Origin of the sequence: Stenotrophomonas sp. SMYL89, assembly GCF_036319985.1 — a bacterium.
In the GTDB taxonomy this organism is placed as follows: domain Bacteria; phylum Pseudomonadota; class Gammaproteobacteria; order Xanthomonadales; family Xanthomonadaceae; genus Stenotrophomonas; species Stenotrophomonas maltophilia_Q.
This window is the reverse complement of the sequence record NZ_JAWIRW010000006.1, coordinates 91,208-105,126: the sequence shown is the minus strand read 5'-3', so window position 1 is coordinate 105,126 and position 13,919 is coordinate 91,208. Positions and strand designations below refer to the sequence as shown.

General features: G+C 63.7%; 15 protein-coding genes. 1 reads left to right on the top strand and 14 read right to left on the bottom strand.

The features are described 5' to 3' along the window. Positions 1–39 precede the first annotated feature (39 nt). The gene (locus tag V3B41_RS09520) at positions 40–1,335 is read right to left on the bottom strand and encodes an acetyl-CoA C-acetyltransferase (RefSeq protein WP_100443738.1); all 1,296 of its coding nucleotides are present in this window, start codon (positions 1,333–1,335) and stop codon (positions 40–42) included. A gap of 93 nt (positions 1,336–1,428) precedes the next feature. On the opposite strand from V3B41_RS09520, the gene V3B41_RS09515 reads away from it, so the two are divergent. Continuing rightward, the gene (locus V3B41_RS09515) at positions 1,429–2,316 is read left to right on the top strand and encodes a hypothetical protein (RefSeq protein ID WP_049429844.1); all 888 of its coding nucleotides are present in this window, start codon (positions 1,429–1,431) and stop codon (positions 2,314–2,316) included. Between the two features lie 102 nt (positions 2,317–2,418). Here V3B41_RS09515 and V3B41_RS09510 read toward each other — a convergent pair whose 3' ends face one another. The 13 genes from V3B41_RS09510 to V3B41_RS09450 all read right to left on the bottom strand — a co-directional run bounded on the left by V3B41_RS09510 (position 2,419) and on the right by V3B41_RS09450 (position 13,906). After that, a complete protein-coding gene (locus V3B41_RS09510) occupies positions 2,419–3,045 on the bottom strand; it encodes a superoxide dismutase family protein (protein ID WP_197632179.1) in 627 nt (208 codons plus the stop codon). A gap of 31 nt (positions 3,046–3,076) precedes the next feature. Next, positions 3,077–3,646 carry a superoxide dismutase family protein gene (locus V3B41_RS09505; protein ID WP_329860834.1) on the bottom strand — a complete coding sequence of 190 codons (570 nt, stop codon included), beginning with the start codon at positions 3,644–3,646 and terminating at the stop codon, positions 3,077–3,079. A gap of 93 nt (positions 3,647–3,739) precedes the next feature. Further along, positions 3,740–5,188 carry a nitrogen regulation protein NR(I) gene (ntrC, locus tag V3B41_RS09500; RefSeq protein ID WP_049429847.1) on the bottom strand — a complete coding sequence of 483 codons (1,449 nt, stop codon included), beginning with the start codon at positions 5,186–5,188 and terminating at the stop codon, positions 3,740–3,742. Then, a complete protein-coding gene (locus V3B41_RS09495; protein ID WP_049429876.1) occupies positions 5,181–6,242 on the bottom strand; it encodes an ATP-binding protein in 1,062 nt (353 codons plus the stop codon). The genes ntrC and V3B41_RS09495 overlap by 8 nt, the downstream gene beginning before the upstream one ends. Before the next feature lie 82 nt (positions 6,243–6,324). Further along, on the bottom strand, positions 6,325–6,639 hold the full coding sequence (locus tag V3B41_RS09490) for a hypothetical protein (protein WP_049429848.1): 315 nt from the start codon (positions 6,637–6,639) through the stop codon (positions 6,325–6,327). Between the two features lie 107 nt (positions 6,640–6,746). Then, complete coding sequence (locus V3B41_RS09485; RefSeq protein WP_049429849.1) at positions 6,747–7,901, bottom strand: MltA domain-containing protein; 1,155 nt, start codon at positions 7,899–7,901, stop codon at positions 6,747–6,749. A gap of 51 nt (positions 7,902–7,952) precedes the next feature. After that, the gene (locus tag V3B41_RS09480) at positions 7,953–8,447 is read right to left on the bottom strand and encodes a cytochrome b/b6 domain-containing protein (RefSeq protein WP_049429850.1); all 495 of its coding nucleotides are present in this window, start codon (positions 8,445–8,447) and stop codon (positions 7,953–7,955) included. A 162-nt stretch (positions 8,448–8,609) separates the two neighbouring features. Further along, positions 8,610–9,356, bottom strand: coding sequence for an N-acetylmuramoyl-L-alanine amidase (locus V3B41_RS09475; protein ID WP_049429851.1), 747 nt, complete (start codon positions 9,354–9,356; stop codon positions 8,610–8,612). A gap of 258 nt (positions 9,357–9,614) precedes the next feature. Then, positions 9,615–10,022 carry a hypothetical protein gene (locus tag V3B41_RS09470; protein WP_152906590.1) on the bottom strand — a complete coding sequence of 136 codons (408 nt, stop codon included), beginning with the start codon at positions 10,020–10,022 and terminating at the stop codon, positions 9,615–9,617. Between the two features lie 196 nt (positions 10,023–10,218). Further along, a complete protein-coding gene (locus tag V3B41_RS09465) occupies positions 10,219–11,037 on the bottom strand; it encodes a VENN motif pre-toxin domain-containing protein (RefSeq protein ID WP_157804768.1) in 819 nt (272 codons plus the stop codon). Positions 11,038–11,111: 74 nt separating this feature from the next. Beyond that, on the bottom strand, positions 11,112–11,564 hold the full coding sequence (locus V3B41_RS09460) for a hypothetical protein (RefSeq protein ID WP_033834609.1): 453 nt from the start codon (positions 11,562–11,564) through the stop codon (positions 11,112–11,114). Positions 11,565–11,959: 395 nt separating this feature from the next. Next, positions 11,960–12,634, bottom strand: a complete 675-nt coding sequence (locus V3B41_RS09455) for a hypothetical protein (protein ID WP_049452638.1) — start codon at positions 12,632–12,634, stop codon at positions 11,960–11,962. 720 nt (positions 12,635–13,354) lie between these two features. Beyond that, entirely contained in the window at positions 13,355–13,906 is a 552-nt protein-coding gene (locus V3B41_RS09450; RefSeq protein WP_197572800.1) for a DUF1629 domain-containing protein, read from the bottom strand. Positions 13,907–13,919: the final 13 nt, after the last annotated feature.

Below are 13,919 nucleotides of genomic sequence, written 5' to 3'. Positions count from 1 at the left end.
CGGTAGTCGCCAACCTTGGTTGGCGTGTGGTCGCAACAATCAGCGTTCGACGATCGCCACCACACCCATGCCGCCGGCGGTGCAGATCGATACCAGTGCACGGCCGCCGCCGCGTTCGGCCAGCTGCTTGGCCGCCGTTGCGATCACGCGTGCGCCGGTGGCGGCGAACGGATGGCCGGTAGCCAGCGACGAACCCAGCAGGTTGATCTTGTCCGGGTCGATGCGGCCCAGCGGCGCGTCCAGGCCCAGGCGGTTGCGACAGTAATCCTCGCTCTCCCACGCACGCAGGGTGCACAGCACCTGCGCAGCGAAGGCTTCGTGGATCTCGTAGATGTCGAAGTCCTGCAGGGTCAGGCCGTTACGCTTGAGCATTTCCGGCACGGCCACCGTCGGCGCCATCAGCAGGCCTTCGCCGTGCACGAAGTCAACGGCCGACACGTGGGCATCACGCAGGTAGGCCTGCGGCTCATGGCCGTGCGCACGCGCCCATTCCTCGCTGGCCAGCAGCACCGCGGCAGCGCCATCGGTGAGCGGGGTGGAATTGGCGGCGGTGAGCGTGCCGCGGCCGGAGACCTTGTCGAAGGCCGGCTTCAGTGTGGCGAGCTTTTCCAGCGAGGTATCCGGGCGCAGGATGTTGTCGCGCTCGACGCCACGGAACGGTGCGATCAGGTCGCTGAAGAAGCCACGCTCATAAGCGGCAGCCAGCTTCTTGTGCGAGGACACCGCCCACTCGTCCTGCGAGTCGCGCGAGATGTTCCATTCCTTGGCCATGTCCTCGCAATGGTCGCCCATGCTCTTGCCGGTGCGCGGCTCGGCCACGCCCGGGAACTCGGGCTTCAGTTCGGAGAACTTGAAGCCGGCGGTGAGCGCACGGATCTTGTCGCCGGTGCTCTTGGCACGGTTTGCAGCCAGCAGGCGCGCACGCAGCTTCTTGCCGTAGACGATCGGCACGTCGGACGTGGTATCGGAACCGCCGCCGATGCCCGATTCGATCTGGCCCAGCGCGATCTTGTTGGCAACGGTGATGATGCTGTCCAGCGAAGTACCACAGGCGCGCTGCAGGGTGATGCCCGGGGTCAGCGGCGACAGGCCGGAGGATAGCGTGGCTTCGCGGCCCAGGTTCCAGTCGCTGGAGTGCTTGATCACCGCACCCATCGCCACTTCACCGAGCTGCTGGCCATGCAGGCCGAACCGTTCGACCAGCGCGCCCAGCGTACGGACCGACATGCCGAGGTTGCCGACATCCGAATACGCGGTGTTCTGGCGGCAGAACGGAATGCGGACGCCACCGAGGATGGCGACGGGACGAGCGTTGGGCATGGAGATACCTGGCATGGATGAGGGTGTCTGCAACATGGCCTGCACGACGGAGCAGGCATAATGGAGCCAAGTGTAGCTGCCGCCCTGTGATGGGCCAACCGTGGAACCATGAGCAAACCCGACCCCGCGATGAATGCCCTTGGCGTGCTGGCCCTGGAACTGGCCGGCGGCGAAATCCCCCGCCAGGCGGTGCTCAGCGCTGAACAGGCCGGTGAACTGGCCGAACGCGTCGGCCGCGACCTGTCCAAGCTGGTGCCGCAGGTGGCCGAGCTGGACCTGGTGTTCGCTGCCGCCCATTTCGACCCGGCCGAAGTACTGCGCCCGGGCTGGCCGATCCATCGCCGCCTGGAAGAACTGCAGATGCGTGCCCCGGGCCGCAACCAGGGCCCGCGCCTGCTGGCGTTCGGTACCGATGCCAACGGTGACGTACCGCTGCCGTTCCAGGCCGATGCCAGCCTGGTGGGCGGTGGCCTGCGCGTGGTGCCGTTCCTGCTGACCGGCAGCGACGTGGCCACCACCAATGCAGTGGCCAATGCGCTGGAAGAGACACTGCTGGCCAACGGCATGGCGCATGCCGACACCGCGTTGATGGCGCAGAACAGCTTCGGTGCCCGCATCGAGCACGCGCGCTATTTCACCGTGAACGACCTGGCCGCGATGATGTCGATGCAGTACGACAACCAGGGCCTGGCCGCGCTGTGGCCGCTGATCGAGACCGCTATCATGGCGCCGGGCGAGGACGAGTGGCTCAACGCCGCGCCCGAGCCGCTGCTGCGTTACACCCATGGCGAGGCACGCATGGCGCTGTTCGACCCGGCCGGCTGGTGTGCGCACTACAACCACGGCAAGAACGACTGCGACCGCCTGAAGGGCATCTACGAGCAGTTCCTGATGCGCCAGCGGCAGATGGCCGCGGTGCTGGAAGCACACGGTGTGCCGGTGCTGTTCGTGCATTGCGAGGCCGGGCAGGACGCGCGCGAGCTGCTGGCGCGCTGACAGGAAACGGGCGCCGCGTGTTGTAGCGCCGAGCCCATGCCCGGCTCAGGCCGCCTGCAGAGCAGCCGAGCGTGGCTCGGCTCTACAGGCGGCACGTGCTTCTTACGGGGCCTTCTGGATCACCGCACAGGCCAGGCGCGCGCCGGCGTTGCCGGTCGGCTGGGTCTTGTAGTCATCCGCATCGGCGTGGACGATCAGGCCGCGGCCGATGATGTCGAAGTCATCACCCTTGCCGATGTTGACGTTGCTGGAGACCGGGCCGTCGATGGTGGCCACGCCCTTGTCGTCGGCCTTGATGTTGGGCATGTCGCCGCCGTGGTGCGGATCGGTGGCAACGTTGCCGTGATCCTGGTGGCCCGGGTTGAAGTGGCCGCCGGCGCTCATGCCATCCGGCGCGCTGCAGTCACCCTTCTCGTGGATGTGGAAGCCATGCTCGCTGCCCGGCTTCAGGCCGCTGATCTGGCCGGTCACGTGAACCTTGCCGTCGACCACCTTGAAGGTGACGCTGCCCTTGGCTTCGTTGCCCTGGGTCGGTGCCAGCTCGGCGGTGGCCGAAGCATCGGCGGCCGGTGCGGCGGCCGGTGCCGGTGTTGCGGCCGGTTCGGTGGTGGCGCCGTCGGCCGGTGCGGCCGGCGGGGTTTCCGCCTGCGGTGCGGCGGGCTGCTGGCCGCAGGCCGCCAGGCCCAGCGCGGTGATGGCGGCGAACAGCGAAGTGTGGATCAAACGCATGGAATCTCTCCCTGGATGATGCCTGCAGTGATCAGCGGACAACCCGGATCACGCCGCAGGCGATGCGGACGCCGGCATTGCCGGCGGGCTGGCTGCGATAGTCGTCGGCGTTGGCATGCACGACCAATGCACGTCCGGCGATATCGGTGGCGGCGCCTCCGCCAAGGGTAACGCCCTTGAGGTGGATATCGACGTTGGCGCGGCCCTGGGCGTCGGCACGCAGATTGTCCATGTCGCCCAGGTGGTGCTTGCCGGTGCCGGCGCGGCCATGCGCGGCGCCACCGGGGTTGAAGTGGTTGCCGGCACTGCTGGCATCCACCGCGCTGCAGTCGCCGCGCTCGTGGATGTGGAAGCCGGCCTGCTGCATTGGCTGCAGGCCACCAATCAGGCCGGTGATGTGCAGGCCACCGGGCTCCGCCATCAATGCCAGGCGGCCACTGACGATGCTGGCCGAGGCCGGCGACAGATTGGCCTCAGCCTGTTTCGCGGCGCTGACCACGGTCGGCGGCGGCGGGGTGGGCTCGGCCTTCTTCGGCGCACTGCCACAGGCAGACAGCAGCACGGCGGCGGACAACGGCAGGATGGCAGAGCACAGACGCATCGAAGACTCCTTGCAGGTGACACTACGGACGGCATCGTCCATGAACGATCAACGGTTCGGCAAGCGGGCGCGAGGATCGCGTGCAGGGGCCGTTCAATGGCCCCCGCGGCGACGTCCGGCGCCCAGCTTGCGGGTAAGGGTATTGCGGCCCAGGCCCAGGCGGGCAGCGGCTTCTGCGCGGCGCCCATGGGTGATCTGCAGCGCGGCCTCCAGCAGCGCATGGTCGACCCGCTCGCGCACCTGCGCATGCAACCCTTCCACGCCTTCGGCCAGCTGCCGGCGTGCCCACTCGGCCAGCAGCGCTTCCCACTGCCCCGGATCGGCACCGTGCGCGGGGCTGCGGCGGCCATGCGCGCGATTGAGCGCGGTATCGACGTCGGCCACGCCGATGGTGTCGGCGGCGGCCAGCGCGGCCATCCGCCAGCACACGTTCTCCAGCTCGCGCACATTGCCCGGCCAGTCGTGCTCGCGCAGCGCCTGCAGGGCCGCGGCGGTCAGGCGCTTCGGCGGGGTATCCAGCTTGCGTGCGGCGGCAGCCAGGAAGGTGCTGGCCAATTGCGCGATGTCCTCGCGGCGCTCGCGCAGTGGCGGCAGCTGCAGGCGCACCACGTCCAGGCGGTGCAGCAGATCAGCGCGGAACTTCCCCTGCGCGACCAGTCCCTCCAGATCCTGGTGGGTGGCGGCCACCACGCGCACGTCGACGCGGATCAGCTCGCGGCCACCCACGCGGAAGAACTCACCCTGCGCCAGCACACGCAGCAGGCGGGTCTGCAGCGGCAACGGCATGTCGCCGATTTCATCCAGGAACAGCGTGCCGCCGTCGGCCTGCTCGAAACGGCCGATATGGCGGCGCTGCGCGCCGGTGAAGGCACCGGCCTCGTGGCCGAACAGCTCGCTCTCCAGCAGTTCGGCGGGAATCGCCGCAGTATTGAGCGCGACGAACGGACCGTGCGCGCGGGGTGATTCACGATGCAGCGCATTGGCCACCAGTTCCTTGCCGGTGCCGGTCTCGCCGGTGATCAGCACCGCCAACGGCGCCTGTGCCAGGCGACCGATGGCGCGGAACAGCGCGCGCATCGGCGGGGTATCGCCCACCAGTTGCGGCGGCTGGTCGCTGTGCGTTTCGGCGGCAGGCGTGGGCGTGGCCAGTGCCGGTGCCACAGCCGGCAGCACGCGCTGTGCCAGCGCCACCGCATCGTCCAGATCAAACGGCTTGGACAGGAACTCATGCGCGCCACCGCGGAATGCCCCCGCCGTGCTGGCCACATCGGTGTAGGCGGACATCACCACCACCGGCAGCTGCGGCAGCGCGGCCTTGAGCTTGTCCAGCAGCACCAGGCCGTCGTCGCCGGGCATGCGTACATCGGTGAACAGCAGCGCCGGCGGCGGGCCCTCGCTCAAGGCCTGCAACGCAGGCGCGGCGCTGTCGAAATCGACGACCTGGTAGCCCGCCTCACGCAGCGCGGTGCACAGCACGAAGCGCACGGCGCGGTCGTCGTCGACCACCCAGATGCGCTGCGGGGACGAAGAAGACTCAGACATCGCGCAGGGCCTCCTCGGCCGGGGCGGCGCCGTTGCCGATCGGCAGCAGCAGGGTGAACACGGTATGGCCCGGGCGCGAGCGGTAGGTCAGCGTGCCGCGATGCTCGCGCGCCACCTGCTGGGCCAGCGCCAGTCCCAGACCGGTGCCTTCGGCGCGGCCACTGACCAGCGGCAGGAACAGGTGCTCGGCCAGTTCTTCGGGCACGCCACGGCCGTCATCGGCGATCTCCAGGCGCAGCGCCAACGTATGCAGCTGTTCGGCGATGCGCACGCCATGCTCCACGCGGGTGCGCAGGGTGATGTTGCCCGCACCGGCCTGGATCGCGTTGCGCACCAGGTTCCACACCGCCTGGGTGAGGCGGTCGGCGTCGCCGTGGAATTCGGGAATGCTGGGGTCGTAGTCGCGCTGCAGGCGCACCGCCCAACCGGCCTCGTTCTCGGCCAGGCGCAGCACGCGTTCCAGCGCGGCATGGATGTTCAGTTCGGCGTGCGGCGCCGCCGGGGCCGGCGACAGCAGCTGGTCGAGCAGGCCGTTGAGGCGTTCGATCTCAGAGCCGATCAGTTCGATCAGCTCGCGTTCGCTGGCGTCGCGCTGGGCCGCGCGCCGGGCCAGCAGCTGGGCCGCGCCCTTCAGCCCGGCCAGCGGATTACGCAGCTCGTGGGCCAGCCCCTTCAGCGCCGCACTGAGTGCGCTGGGCAGGGCCTGGGTCGGGTCGAGCCCGGGGAACTCATCGACCGGATGCGCTTCCAGCAGCCAGCCGCCATCGTCGCGGCGGCTCATCCAGCCCTCGGCGAAGCGCGGCGCCTCGCCGGGCACCGCCAGCGCCAGCCGGTTCAGGCGCAGGCTGTCGCGCTCGTCGCGGGCCAGGAAATGGGCCAGCGCCTCCCCCTGTACTTCCAGCGCGGCCAGCGGCTGGCCGAGCAGGCGACGACCACTGACACCCAGCCAGCGGCCGAAGGCCGGATTGCAGCCGATGATGCGGCCATCAGCGCCAGCCCAGGCCAGCGGCGTGCCAAGGGCATCGAGGGACGGCGGGGATACGGGGTCGGACATTGCACCAATGTAGTGCAAAAAACGGCTATGGGGTCAGAGCCCTTTCCGTTCGGAAAGGGATCCGACCCCGGGACCAGCGGCGTCAGACCGGATAGCCGGTGGCCAGCCGTGCCTTCTTCCAGGCGCTTTCGAACTCGCGCGCGGAGATCTCGTCGTCCTCATCGAAATCGAGGAACGACACAGGCTGGTCGGCCAGCGGGAAGCGGTCGTCGCTGTGGCCGTGTTCGTCGGCCCAGACCGCCGTCGTGCCGTAGGTCTCCACCTGACGGACGATCTTCTCGCCGCGGGCTTCCATCAGCACGTTGCCCTTGCCCAGGCCCGATTCGGCCCAGTGCTTGTAGTACTTCTTTGCGGCGGACTTCGCGCCGGATTTTGCGTGGTGCTTTGCGTAGGTCATTGCAGGGGTCCTGGCCGCAGGCGCGGCCGGAAAGTACGGAATGGCGCCATTATCAGGCATCCGGGGTCAGAGCCCCTTCCTTTGGAAGGGATCCGACCCTTGCCGGTTCAGTTCGGCAGGGGCACGCCCTTCGGCCACAGCATCCAGATGTTGCCCTTCTGCTTCATGTCGCCAGCCAGCTTGCCGGCGGCATCGCCGCTGCCCCAGTACAGATCGGCGCGCACTTCACCGGCAATCGCGCCGCCGGTGTCCTGCGCGGCCACCGGGCGCACCACCGGGGTGCCATCCGGGCGCGTGGTGGACAGCCACAGCAGGCTGCCCAGTGGCACCACGGTACGGTCCACTGCCACGCTGTAGCCAGCGGTGAGCGGCACGTTCAGTGAACCGCGCGGGCCTTCCGGGCTGTCCGGGTTGCGCACGAAGAACACGTAGCTGGGATTGCTGCGCAGCAGTTCCGGCACGCGTGCGGGGTTGGCCCGGGCCCAGGCGCGGATCGCATCCATGGTGACGTCTTCCTTCTTCAGCTGGCCCTGGTCCACCAGCCAGCGCCCGATGGCGCGGTAAGGGTGGCCGTTCTGCTCGGCGTAGGCCAGCCGCACCTGCGTGCCGTCGGCCAGGCGCACCCGGCCGGACCCCTGGATCTGCAGCAGCTGCAGGTCCATCGGGTCGGTCAGCCAGGCCAGTACTGGCGCCTTGGCGCCCTTGGCCGCGATGGTGCCGGCATCGTCGTAGGGCTTGAGCACCTTGCCCTCAACACGACCACGCAGGCGCTTGCCCTTCAGTTCCGGGTAGAGGCTGTCCAGCTGCACCACGATCAGATCATCGGGCGTGCCGTAGACCGGCACCGTCGCCTTGTCGGTGCGGGTGAGGCTGCCGGGGTAGATCGGCTCGTAATAGCCGGTGATCAATCCGTCGGCCTGGTGGCCACCTGCACGCAGGGCGTAGACATCGAGGTCGCGCTGCAGGAACTGGCGGATCGCGGCCGGATCCTTGTCTGACACCGCTGCGGCAGTGGCGCAGGGCCGGGCCCAGACAGCGTCGTTCTTCAGGCGGGTGCAGCTGCTGCGCCAGGCCACGAAGCCGGCCTGCAGATCAGCATCGGAGACCGGCGGCAGTGCGCTCCACTCGGTCTTGGCGTAGGTGGCGGGCGACGGGGCAGGCACCGCTGCGGGTGGTGTTTCCAACGTGGAGCACCCCGCCAGCACTACGAGGATACCCAGGCTCCAGTACCTGCGGTTCGATTGGGTGTTGAATGTGGTCATCGGTCAAATGTAGTGCAAATGACCCGCTGCAGAGCGGCTTTTCCATGACGTTTACCAACTCATCCGCTTCAGGATCGCATTGCCCGATAGATGATGCTTGACCACGGCAGCAATGTGCAGGAACAGGAGCCCAGCAAGCAGGACGCATGCATATCGATGTGCGGTATTGAACGCCATTGTCATCTGCGGGTCGGTGATGGGCTGTGGGAAAGTCACCAGGTTGAACACGTTGATCTCCCGCTCCATCATCAGCACGCCGGTCAGCAGCACAACGATCGTGACAAGATACAAAGCTGCGTGAGCAATCAACGCGGCCCATTCCGCTCCGCTGGCGGGCACATCCCCATGATTTGAGACGGCAATCACCACGCGTACGGCAAACAACGGAATCAACACCGAGGTGATGGATACGTTGAAGAAGCCGATGGCTTCCGCGACGGTATGCGGCACGTCAAGGAGCGCTACGGAGAAACCACTGATGGTGGCCCAGAGGATGATGACTGCAGAGATCCAGTGCAGCAGCACCTGGGCTTTGGAGTAGCGCATGGGAGGTGATTCGCTCGATTGATGATGTCGGGCGACGTTAGGCATTCACCTCCTTGAACAACATCGAATGGATTGCAAAAAGATCTCGCAGCCATCCATTCAGTGATCCCGATCAGATTCCCGAGGGACCAGCCCGTTGCCGGCCACAAGCCGGTGGCCTGTTTACGGCGTCTGCAGCAGCAGCGAATGCAGGATGCGGGCGTCCTCGGCGTCCAGCGTCATCGGCAGGTCGTCGCGGCCTCGGAAGCGGCGGTGGAAGGCGGCGACGGTGGCTTCGCGGTTGTCCAGTGGATAGCCGAAGCGGGCCAGCGCATTCCACGCGTCGAAGCCTTCCGGTGCTGCCCCGTCGGCCGCGCGCGGCCAGACGCCGAAGCCGGCCTCGGCCAGCTCCTGCCACGGGAAGAAACGGCTCGGATCCTGCTTGCGCGTCGGCGCCAGGTCGGCATGGGCGATGACCTGGCGCGGCGGGATGTTCAAGCGGGTGGTGAGGTCGCGCAGCAGCACGATCAGCGATTCGATCTGCGCCGCACTGAACCGGCTGCGGCCATCGTTGTCGAGCTCGATGCCGATCGAAGCCGAGTTGAGATCGGTGATGGTGCCCCAGCGCCCGGCACCGGCGTGCCAGGCACGGCGCTCATCGGCGACCAGTTGATAGCGATGGCCATCGGCGCCGATCAGGTAGTGCGCACTGACCGGCCCACCACTGTTGGCGGTACGCAGCGTATGCAGGCTCTGCTGCACCGACTTCTGCTCGGTGTGGTGGATGACGATGATGAGTGGCGTGCGCGCGTTCTGGTTGGGTGACGGCACCCAGGTGGCGAGCGGGTTGTGCTGCACGGGCGCGGTGGCGGTGCAGGCCGTCAGGGCGAGCGCCAGCAGTGCGGAAACCAGAAGGCGGGGGCTGATCATGGACGGATTGTAACCATGGACTGCAGCAGTCGTTCGGCGCGAAGTGCCGATCTCCCAGACACCCCTTGGCCCTGAAACCGGATATTCGACAACCACAATTCGCCTAATGACCCGCACGAGCCCATAGAAACAATTGCACGCAAACACCTCGCCCGACACTAGACACAACCCCACTCTCCAATGACAACCAAAATAATCAAAAACCCACAACCTCAATCAGACCACAAAGTACCAATCAGTATCCGCAAACAACCAACATCAAACTATCACTTCAAACACCAATTCATCCCTGAAAAGTGTAAGTCTTGAAACTTCCGCAATGGACGCAAGGTCTCTCCGGGTCGTCGCTTCGCGAACTACTCCCGATATGAGGATCTCATCAAAGTATGAGGAAACACCACCAACCCATCCCCCCACTGCCTCATCAAGCAACCTTTCGAGACCAGGTGAACACACATCCATCCTAAGATCAGAAAATTGATGATCACGACTATCCACCAGAAAGCATTCCCTACCACGAACAACAAGAAAAGCCCTCAACGAAACCACACTTCCATACAGAGCCGTAAAATCAATGCAAGAGAATTTTTCGAAACTATCCGACATTAAAAGCCACCCAATTTCCATTAATAATTTCTTCGCCAGAGAATTTTCTTCCAAACTCATCATCGCAGTGCTTCAGAACTGCCCGCCTTCGCACCCTTCCCGAGGCCTCCGCTCCCTTCGATTATGGTAACAGCGCCATATTTTCGAAGCAGTACCTTCGAAAGTCCAAGCCCCAGCTCAGCTGATGATTCCTTCGAGAAGAGGCCGTACTGATCAATCGTCCTGTCAAGATTCCCGGCCTACTCCGCCAGTGCAGCTACAGTGTGTTCTTGAGGCAGGATATAGACCGGCTGGAGCCCCCACTCTCAAAAATCAGCTCACGATAGGCACGTCCGTTCAGGGAGTGGCCGAACGAGGAAAGCGCCTCGCTACTGTGACCAAGTTCATCGAACAGCCCAAGCACTCCGGGCCACGAGCCGTACTTGTAGGAGACGGCCGCATTGACAAACACCTGACACGCAGGGCTCGACGAGTTCGCGCTACACACCGATAGCAGCCCGTAGTCCATTCGCTCCGACAGTTGCTTAACAACATCACGCACCGTCTTCTGGCATGAAGTGTCGCCGCCGCACTCGTCGAGCTGCTGCTTCATTGCACGAGCCTGGTCTTCCGCAAGGAAGTTGTTCTCAACCGAATTCTTGGCAATCCCCGCATTCAACGTGATCCCAGCCAGATCCTGCGCTAACAAGCCACCCGCCAGTACTCCGACCGCGTGCGACAGCGCCAGCGCCACCTCCTTCTGTTCCGGGCTCAGCTTGGCGGGGTTTCCGCCGGTCAACGAATTGGTCAGCACTCTCGCGGCCAACTCGCCGCCGGTCGCGGACACCGCTTCGGTTCCCGCGCTGCCTCCATTGGCTTCCGCCAGCGGCGCACCCAACACCGTATGCGACAGAAAGTGCAGAGTCGCATTGGGATCGCTGCCGTGGCTCGGGTCCAGCTTGCTGCCGATGAAGTAAGCGGCATATGGCGCCAGTGCATTGGGCGCGACCTGACCAGCGCCCTGTCCCGCCACACCACTCACCAGCGCCGTCGTCACTGCGTTCAGTGCACGGTTGTAGTCATCGAGGCGCCCCACTTCCCCGCGCCGCTGTATGCCTGGCTGTCAGCCGCCGCCACCTTGCTGCGCACAGGCACCCGATTCCATCGCCCTCAATCACAGGCCGTGTTGACCTTCATCATTCGTCCAATCCGCGGCCAGATCAACATGTAGAAGGCACCCGCGGCCAACCCAATGAAAAGCATGATGCCAGCGCGCCTGGGAGCCCACTCAAGCCAAAAGGAAGGACTGGTCCAGACCTTTATCCAAGCGCCAGGAGAGAAGGCACCCTCGAACGCGAGCCACGCCAACAAGGCACAGACTGGTGCAGCTACAACATGGCGAGCTTTGAGCCGCGGAAGAAATTTATCCACAAGCATAACCCCAGGCACACCGAAGATGAGGCCCAACACAGCAGCTATGGCGCAAACCAGCGATGCGAAAATTGCAGCCTGCGAAAGACTGCCTATCCGATAACTCAGCGGAATGCCTATGAATAAAGCCCCTCCAAGCGCGGAACTGGCAATCACGGACACAATCTTTGCCCCCAACTCACGCTCACTCACTGGCAGACCTCCACCATCTTTCCATCAGGGCCCCGGTAGCTCATGCGTTTCTGCCTCGAGGGAAAAGTACTCCAAAGCCACTGCAACTTGCCAATTTCGCTACCAATATCGCGCGTACTGGAACTCCACACTTGTCTATCGGCCCACGAATTCTAGTTGAACATTGGACTCGAACCCGTACCCCAGCCTCTGGTTGAGACTGAGAATCCACCGGATCCATTCGTATGCACCTGTCGGATCACAAAGCCCGGATCCAATGCATGTGCTCCAGGCACCGTGATGTTGATCAGACTACTGGTGCTCGGATCGATGAGGTGCGTTACGTAACCCGTCGGGTCATCCCGTCACGCTCCGGACTACTGCAAACCCAGAAGCGCTTTTGCGCGGCGATTGAACTACAGATACTCCTCATAGGAAAGATCAACCTTGTCACTCAGGAGAATGTAGACACCACTCGCTGTCAGTTCCACCTTATCAACCTTACCTTCAAGGCGGGAGGAAACCTCCTCGGGTCCAAATCCAAGTGCGTCGCTGCAAAGCCGGGCATCCCAGAACTGGGCAGGGTACATCGTCAGGATGTTCTTCCTGCCGTCGAAATCCTTGACTCCAGCAGCTTTCAGATCCTCAAGGGTTGGCCCCTCTCGGCCCACACCGTCCTGATAGTCCATCGAATGCATGCCGTACGTGACCTTCACTCTGTACGCACCGAACGCCTCGGCAACAGAAGCGACGCAGTTCGTCAGAACGCTCGGATAGTCCCGTGCCTTGTTGCTGCTTCTGAACCCATACAGAATGATCTCGTCCAACGCAGCCACATCCGCGTAGTCGTACCCGGTCCCCCTGAAAGCGTATGTACCGATGATCGACAGACCTTTCAGTCCAGTCTTGATCTCATAGCTTGCCAGCAATTCTCCTCCACAGTCGGGTACAGGCGGCAGCTCGAGAGCATGGAATCCCAATGGGCACTCGATTGCCGACATCCTATCCATGACATGGAGATGCCTCTCGGCAATCGAGATGGCTCTGTCAGGCCGTGCCTGAAGATGGATTGCAATGCCCTCAGTACTCACTGATTCCTCGTCCTCACAGAAATCACATCATCCATTCCATCCGGCGTGTGCGCGTTCTGGTTCGGCGACCACACCCAGGTGACGAACGGGGTGTGCTGCACCGGCGCGCTAGCCGCGCAGGCCGCAAGGGCCAGTGCCAGCGGTGCGGAAACAGGGAGGCGGGGACTGATCATGGACAAATCGTAGCCAGTACACTGGCGATTGACAGAAGCGCGATCGACCACTTCGTCATCTTGCCCACATTGCTCATATCGCTACTGCCGAGCTGATTGAACCTGTTTCATTCATATGGAGTCTGCACTTGCCGGACGCCGATCACCCGAAGCACCGCTGCCCCCCCTTGGCCCTGAGCGGATATCCAGCAGGAAGTGAAGTACGTCGCGGAAAGTCCGAAAACAACCAACGAACAAATAAGCAAAATAGTTCAGGACGCCCGCAGCTGCGGTGCCGCATGAAGCGCACGATCGCCACGATACTCAGGACAGGTAGGGTGACCAACCCAAGCATGAGGATACAGCGAACCAAACCCCACAGTAGATCACATGGAATGAGTGCCACCACGCGCATCTGACCGCAGCGGAGGGAGCTGATTCGGAACTCAGAATCGAGGAAGACAATCGCCCCTGCGACCAAGCACGCCGACCAGATGGATAGATACATACCCATAACAGGTCGGTAGCGCCACGCATTTTGTCAACTTTCCATGTACTGATTGATTACTCATTCAGTAACAGGATCGTAGACCGCACCAACCACCCCAGCCTCATCCAGGCGACGCCTCACCTCTTCACTCACGATCAACGCGCCCATGAATTTCTCGATTCGGAAAATATGCCTCGCGCCGATCCTCTCTCGATCGACAATGAGTTTCGTGAACGCCCTGTACTGACCCGCGAGATCCGGTCTGACCGGATCATCCTCTTCAAACTTCATGAAATCGGAACGACCTTCGTCTACGCAGTCAACGCGCGTCTCCACGATCAATACAGAGTACTCGCCACGAACATCCTGACCCTCGATGATCAATGGTTCGACAACGACATTCATATAGGGCTCATCGAACTCAGGCAAGCCAACAAGCGCATCTCGAAATCTCGCACTTACCACTGGAACACTTGCATACCCGGCAAGAGAGTAATCGACCTCAACCCCACAATTCACGAGATCAAGGCTGTAGGTCCCAGGTTCCATGAAGTTGACGGGAGGATCTATGAAGAGCCAGTTATCCACATGATTGATATTCCCTAGAGTCCATCGCTCTGCAATGCTCATGTCGGGCCTGATG